Annotated in this window: 6 protein-coding genes; 4 read left to right on the top strand and 2 right to left on the bottom strand. The window is 71.9% G+C overall.

The genetic code is table 11. The features are described from left to right. Positions 1-352, bottom strand: a 352-nt coding sequence (locus tag AB0M20_RS25500; RefSeq protein WP_364302247.1) for a hypothetical protein, incomplete at its 3' end; no start/stop codon positions are given. Between the two features lie 63 nt (positions 353-415). Here AB0M20_RS25500 and kynA point away from each other — a divergent pair. The 4 genes from kynA to AB0M20_RS25520 are packed head-to-tail and all read left to right on the top strand — an operon-like array spanning position 416 to position 4,314. Beyond that, positions 416-1,261 carry a tryptophan 2,3-dioxygenase gene (gene kynA / locus AB0M20_RS25505; protein WP_364302249.1) on the top strand — a complete coding sequence of 282 codons (846 nt, stop codon included), beginning with the start codon at positions 416-418 and terminating at the stop codon, positions 1,259-1,261. After that, entirely contained in the window at positions 1,258-2,454 is a 1,197-nt protein-coding gene (locus AB0M20_RS25510) for an aminotransferase class V-fold PLP-dependent enzyme (protein WP_364302251.1), read from the top strand. Before kynA ends, AB0M20_RS25510 begins: the two co-directional genes overlap by 4 nt. Continuing rightward, positions 2,451-3,428: an amidohydrolase gene (locus AB0M20_RS25515; protein WP_364302253.1), complete on the top strand. Its 978-nt coding sequence runs from the start codon at positions 2,451-2,453 to the stop codon at positions 3,426-3,428. Before AB0M20_RS25510 ends, AB0M20_RS25515 begins: the two co-directional genes overlap by 4 nt. 55 nt (positions 3,429-3,483) lie before the next feature. Continuing rightward, positions 3,484-4,314 carry an SDR family oxidoreductase gene (locus tag AB0M20_RS25520; RefSeq protein WP_364302255.1) on the top strand — a complete coding sequence of 277 codons (831 nt, stop codon included), beginning with the start codon at positions 3,484-3,486 and terminating at the stop codon, positions 4,312-4,314. On the opposite strand, the gene AB0M20_RS25525 is transcribed toward AB0M20_RS25520, so the two are convergent. Then, positions 4,286-5,326, bottom strand: a complete 1,041-nt coding sequence (locus AB0M20_RS25525) for a Gfo/Idh/MocA family oxidoreductase (RefSeq protein ID WP_364302257.1) — start codon at positions 5,324-5,326, stop codon at positions 4,286-4,288. The genes AB0M20_RS25520 and AB0M20_RS25525 overlap by 29 nt on opposite strands. Positions 5,327-5,389: the final 63 nt, after the last annotated feature.

Consider the following 5,389-nt stretch of genomic DNA (forward strand, 5'->3'; position numbering starts at 1 on the left):
AGGCGGCCAGGAACTCGCCGACCGCGGCGTAGAGGATGCGCTCCAACGGCCGCCACGGCACGTAGAGGTGGTAGTCGATGCGGCCCAGCGCGAGCGCGTTGATCGCCGGGTGGGTCGACGACCAGTCGCCCCGGCCGACCAGCAGCACCCGCTTGGCGCCGGGATGCTTCGCACGCAGGTCGTTGAGCACGTCGATGGCGTCCGGGATGCGCTCGTCCACGAGAAGGAGGGCGACATCCTTGTCCTTCTGGTCTTCTCCCAAGACCTCGTAGTCGGCTGCGTACCGTCGTCTGAGGTCCTCGGCGAGGGCGTCCCCGTCGGGGGACAGCACCAGGAAGGCGGGACGTGACATGGGACCTCCGCGGTGGTTTCTGCTCGCTGATCAGGGAATCATGGCGGCCAGGGGGTGAGGTCAATGGCGACCCGAGATCTCGAGGACGGCATCGTGCAGGACTTCAAGGTCAATCTGTCGTACGGCAAGTATCTGCACCTGGACGAGATCCTCGACGCGCAGCACCCCGTCAGCCGGCCCGAGCACCACGACGAGCTGCTGTTCATCCTGCAGCACCAGACCTCCGAGCTGTGGCTCAAGCTGGTGTTGCACGAGTTGCGCGAGGTGTTGCGCCGGCTGGCGGCCGACGAGCTGCGGCCCGCGCTCAAGGGGCTGGCCCGGGTGAAGCACATCCAGCGCTGCCTGACCGAGCAGTGGTCGGTGCTGGCGACGCTCACGCCGTCGGAGTATGCGGAGTTCCGCAGCTTCCTCGGCACGTCGTCGGGATTCCAGTCGTACCAGTACCGGGCGGTCGAGTTCACCCTCGGCAACAAGGACGCCCGGATGCTCTCGATCTTCAACGACGACCCGTCGGCTCAGGCGCTGCTGACCTCCGTGCTGGAGACGCCCAGCGTCTACGACGAGTTCCTGCGCTACCTGCATCGGCACGGCCACGATGTGCCGGCCGAGATCCTGCAGCGCGATGTCACCCTGCCGTACCGGTACAACGCCGACCTGGTGCCCGTGTTCGCCGCGATCTACGAGGACGCGACCAAACACTGGGAGGCCTACGAGGCCTGTGAGGAGCTGGTCGACCTGGAGGAGAACTTCCAGCTCTGGCGCTTCCGGCATCTGAAGACCGTCGAGCGCACGATCGGCTTCAAGCCGGGCACCGGTGGGTCGAGCGGCGTGAACTTCCTGCGCAAGGCGTTGGATCTGCAGTTCTTCCCGGAGTTGTACGCCGTACGCACCGAGATCGGAGTCCTATGACGTTCGGCCCGCTGGACGCCGCCGACCCGCTGGCCGCCTACCGCTCGCAGTTCCTGGCCGCGCCGGACGTGCTCGCCTACCTCGACGGCAACTCGCTGGGCAAGCCGCTCGTCGCGGCCGCCGCGCGGATGGACTCGTTCATCCGGGGGCAGTGGGCCGGGCGGCTGATCCAGGGGTGGACCGACGAGTGGATGGAGTGGCCGCTGCGGCTGGGCGACCGCCTCGGGGAGGTCGCCCTCGGGGCCGCGCCCGGGCAGGTCGTCGTGGCCGACTCGACGACCGTGCTGCTCTACAAGCTGGCCCGCGCGGCGGTCGACGCGCGGCCGGATCGCCGCGAGGTCGTGCTCGACACCGACAACTTCCCCACCGATCGGTACGTGCTGGAGGGGATCGCCGCCGAGCGGGGCCTGACGCTGCGCTGGATCACGACCTCCCCATCTCTTGGGATCACGCCGGAACTCCTCGCCGATGCCGTCGGCCCGTCCACGGCGCTCGTTCTGTTCAGCCACGTCGCCTACCGCTCGGGGTTCATCGCCGACATCTCCGCCATCACGCGGATCGCGCACGACGCCGGCGCCCTGGCCATGTGGGATCTCAGCCACTCCGCCGGGTCGGTGCCGGTGCGGCTCGACGAGTGGGGTGTGGATCTGGCGGTCGGGTGCACGTACAAATATCTCAACGGCGGGCCGGGAGCACCGGCCTTCGCCTACCTGCGCAGTGAACTGCAGGACACGGTGCGGCAGCCGATCTGGGGCTGGATGGGGCACCGGGCGTCGTTCGAGATGGGACCTGGGCACGAGTTCGCGCCGGGCGTGCGCGCACTGCTCAGCGGCACGCCGCCGATCCTCGCGATGGTGCCGCTGTGGGCGTCGCTGGAGATGCTGGAGTCGGCCGGCATCGCCGCCGTCCGCGAGAAATCGGTCCGCCTCACTGAGTACGTCATCGAGCTGGCCGACGAGTGGCTCGTGCCGCTCGGTGTCTCCGTCGCCTCGCCGCGCGACTCGGCGGTGCGCGGTGGGCACGTGACGTTGTCGCGGCCGGGGTTCGAGGAGCTGCTCGCTCCGCTGTGGGAGGCCGGGGTGATCCCGGACTATCGGCGGCCGGACGGGCTGCGGATCGGTCCGGCGCCGCTGAGCACCAGCTTCGAGGAGGTCCACGAGGGGATGTCGGTGCTGCGGGACCTGATCAAGTGAGCTCGTGGCTGGTCGCCGACTCGATCTTCGCCGATGGCCGGTTGCAGACCTCGGTGGCGCTCGACAGCGCGTCGATGTCGATCACCGCGGCACCCCCGGCTTCGGCACTGCGTCTCCCGGGCACGTTGCTGCCCGGCCTGACCGACGCACACGTGCACGCCGGACTGGTCGACCTCGGCGTGGTCCGCGCCGGTGGCATCGCCGGGGTCTGGGACCTGGGCGGCGACCCGGACTATCTGAAGCGGCTGCCGCCCTCGGTGCGGGTCGTGTTCGCCGGGCAGTTCCTGACGGCACCCGGCGGATACCCGTCGGACCGCGCCTGGGCGCCGCCGAACAGTTGCCGGGCGGTGCGCTCGGCGTCCGACGGGGTGGCGGCGGTCGAGGAGCAGGTCGCGTGCGGCGCATCCCTGATCAAGGTGACCGCTCATGCCGGCGGCCCGCTGCTGCCGGCGCCGGTCCTCGAGGCGATCGTCGGTGCGGCGCGCGCACACGGACTTCCGGTGGCGGCGCACGCCGAGGGGCCGGGCACGGTCCCCGCGGCGGTGTCGGCCGGGGTGGAGCTGCTGGCGCACACCCCGTGGACCGCGGCGGAGGACGGCGGGCTGCTGCGCAGCGCCGCGGATCAGGGCATGCGGTGGATCAGCACGCTCGACATCCACGGCTGGGGTTCGGAGACGCCGGCGGTGGGCACGGCGATCGATAACCTGCGGCGCTTCCTTGGGTACGGGGGCAGCGTCCTGTACGGCACCGATCTGGGGAACGGGCCGCTGGTGCCCGGCGTGAACCCGCGTGAGATCCGGCTGCTGCAGCGGGCCGGCCTGACACCGGCCGACATCCTGGCGGCGATGACGCCGGACGCGGCGGTGCTGCCACCGTGCTGGATCCCGGGCGGCCTGGACCTGTCCCCGTCGGCCTTCGCCGACGTGATGGCAACGGCCCGGGTCGTCGGCCCGGAGGTCCGCCCGCGCGGTTGAGCCTTCCGCGGTGGATCGAGGTGTGCGCCGCCGCCTGGTCGGTTACACAAGGGAGATGACTTCGATCGTGGTGTGTGGCGCGACCGGGCGGCTGGGCGGGCGGGTCGCGCGGCGGCTCGCCGAGGCCGGGGTCGCGCAGCGGCTCCTGGTACGTGACCCCGCGCGGGCGCCTTCGCTGGAGGGCGCCGACGTCGCGGTTGCCGAGTATCGCGATCGGGATGCCGTGCGGCGGGCCCTCGAGGGCGCCGGGGTCGTGCTGATGGTGTCCGGGTCGGAGAGCCCGGATCGGGTGGACCAGCATCGGGCCTTCATCGACGCGGCGGCCGACGCCGGCGCCGGGCATGTCGTCTACACGTCGTTCGTGGGGGCCGCCCCGGACTCGGTGTTCACGCTCGCCCGCGACCACTGGGCCACCGAGGAGCACCTGCGGGCCAGCGGGCTGACCTGGACGTTTCTGCGGGACAACCTTTATGCCGACTTCCTGCCGCTGATGGTCGGTGAGGACGGCGTGATCCGCGGGCCGGGCGGGGACGGGCGCGCCGCCGTCGTGGTGCAGGACGACATCGCCGAGGCGGCGGTGGGCGTGCTGCGTGATCCGGCGCCGCATGCCGGGCGTACGTACGACCTGACCGGGCCCGAGGCGCTGTCCTTCGCCGAGATGGCGCGGATCATCACGGCGGCGACCGGGCGGGCCGTGCGGTATCACGACGAGACGCTCGAGGAGGCGTACGCCTCCCGGGCCCGGTACGGTGCGCCGGACTGGCAGGTCGAGGCGTGGGTAAGCACGTACACGTCGGTGGCCGCCGGTGAGCTGGCCGCCGTGTCGCCGGCGATCGAGCAGCTCACCGGGCGCCCGGCTACTTCCTTGGGTCGGCTCCTGGCGTGACGGTCTCGCCGGTCGCCGCGCTGATCCGGGCCGCGTCCAGCACGTCGAGGGCGCGCACCGAGTCCCACGGGTCGACCGGCACCGGGCCGTCGCCGAGGACCGCGGCCCCGAAGAGCGCGTAGTACTCGTCCCATCGGCCGCGCTCCGACCGTACCGGCGCACCGGTCTTCCCGCGGTAGAGCCGGCCCCACCCGTGCTCCGGCTCGACGCCCCACCGCTCGCCCAGCGTGGCCGGGGTGCGGCCGGCCTTGAGCGCGGCCTCCTGGCCGTCCATGCCGTCCACCCCGTCGACGATGTACGTCCCGGTGGTGCCGGTGACCCGGAAGCGCGGGCCCGGTGCGGCCTGCCGCCAGCTGCCCCACAGGTGGGACTCGACGCCGTTCTCGTGGTGCAGGGCGACGAACACGTCGTCGTCCAGCTCGCCGTCGCCGCGGACCTCGGCGTACACCCTGGTGGCCGGGCCGTTCAGCACGAGCGCCTGGTCGACCAGGTGCGAGCCGAAGTCGAGCAGGGTGCCGCCGCCGGCCGCACCCACCACCCGGGCGGGGTCCCAGCGCTCGAACCGCGACTCGAACCGCCGGACGGTGCCCAGCACGCCCTCGCCGACCAGCTTGCGGACGGTGCGGAAGTCGGAGTCCCAGCGCCGGTTCTGATACACCGACAGCAGCACGCCGGCGTCCTCGGCGGCCTGGGTGACCTCGCGGGCGGCCTCGGCGTCCAGCGCGAAGGGTTTGTCGACGACCACGGCCAGGCCCAGCCCGATCGCCTCGCGGGCCAGCTCGGCGTGGGTGGCGACGGGCGTCGAGACGGTGACGGCCCGCACACCGTCGTCGGCCGCGTCGGCCACCGAGTCGTATGCCGCCACACCGGCCGGCAGCTGCGCTCGCCGCTCGGGGGAGCGGGTGACCACCCCGGCGAACTCGATGCCAGGGGTGGACCCGAGCAGTGGGGCGTGGAAGATCCGCCCGCCCGAGCCGTACCCCACCAAGCCGTAGCGAACGGTTTCAGCCATGCGACCGATCTTAGGCACGCGGCTGTCGGATGATTGATAAGGGCCGGTCACGGCCCGTTTCCG

This window comes from Actinoplanes sp. NPDC051633 (genome assembly GCF_040681735.1).
GTDB lineage: Bacteria > Actinomycetota > Actinomycetes > Mycobacteriales > Micromonosporaceae > Actinoplanes.